The sequence below is a fragment of the Thiolapillus sp. genome, from assembly GCF_048562965.1.
Classification (GTDB): domain Bacteria; phylum Pseudomonadota; class Gammaproteobacteria; order Chromatiales; family Chromatiaceae; genus Thiolapillus; species Thiolapillus brandeum_A.
In genome coordinates this window covers 1-991 of sequence record NZ_JBHNMF010001021.1, presented here as the reverse complement: position 1 = coordinate 991, position 991 = coordinate 1, and the positions used below count along the sequence as shown (strand labels likewise).

The following is a 991-nucleotide window of genomic DNA, read 5'->3' as shown; positions in this document are numbered from 1 at the left end:
GCGCCAGCTCTACACCGGATACTTGCCAGGGACTCTTGATTCCCAGTATCTGGGCATATAGGTCTTTGTCTCTCATAGGGGATTACGATAATCTACCCACTCCATTTGGGGAAGAGCCGTTTTCGTTTTCAGGTTCTTCGTAGATTCGTGTGAAGCCTAAGGTGCCATATCTAGGCCACCGCAGTAAAACAGGATCAAGCGTGTCTTCGGCCTCGTGATAGATTTTGGGACATCCCAGTCCCCAAAATCGACTCGGCCTTTGACAACCTATTGGTGCCCCAGACGTCCTGGTCACCCAGCACTACGCAACAACTTCGCAAGCTCGTTGCTGCTCCGTACTTGCCTCCCAATGACTGGACGCCGCGTTCGGATGCCTACTTTGTTTTCCCTCTGGCGCAAGGCACGCCGGGAAAACAGTGCGGCCTCGCGGCTACTGGGGTCTACCAGCCTTCGCTTCGCTCTCCATGGCTGGCAGCGGCTGTTTCTGAATCCTGCAAAGGATCGATAACCTCGCGCATTGGCTTTGATCGTCTGAATCTTGGAGTTCAACCCTTCAGCCACAGCATTACTGATTCGGTGTTTGAAATAGGTCAGAATATTCGGCAAATGGTTCTTGATCATTTTCGCCTTTTTCTTGATCGGTGTCAGGCGACTGCGTATGGCCCAGGCATACCAGCGGTCGAAATGCCGTTTGGCCCAGCCCGCATAGCGGTAATCCCAGAAACCACGAAACATCTCCTTGATGGCCCAGGCACGAGCAACTTTCAGGTCTGATGTCTTCAGCACATCGAACTGTTCAGCACGTTTCTTGTCGATATTACCGGATGGGCGTGATGTCGCTATCCGCTGGCGAAGCCCATCGATAAGATGGGAGGTCGAGGGCGCATATGTGGTATCCGTGCCCCCTCTTGCAGAGGGCTCTTCAGCAGAATCTGTGGGTAAACTCAGGCTGGGGTAAAGCCCCAAGTGCATGATACAAAGCGATTTCCGC

1 protein-coding gene and 1 pseudogene are annotated in these 991 nt (G+C 53.2%); one reads left to right on the top strand and one right to left on the bottom strand.

What is annotated here, in order from left to right:
* Positions 1 to 214: 214 nt before the first annotated feature.
* Entirely contained in the window at positions 215 to 508 is a 294-nt protein-coding gene (locus ACOCD2_RS21935) for a hypothetical protein (protein ID WP_293885811.1), read from the top strand.
* Between the two features lie 32 nt (positions 509 to 540).
* Here the strand turns inward: ACOCD2_RS21935 and ACOCD2_RS21930 are convergent.
* Positions 541 to 972 (bottom strand): annotated as a pseudogene (locus ACOCD2_RS21930) (transposase); the annotation flags it as partial.
* Positions 973 to 991 lie beyond the last annotated feature (19 nt).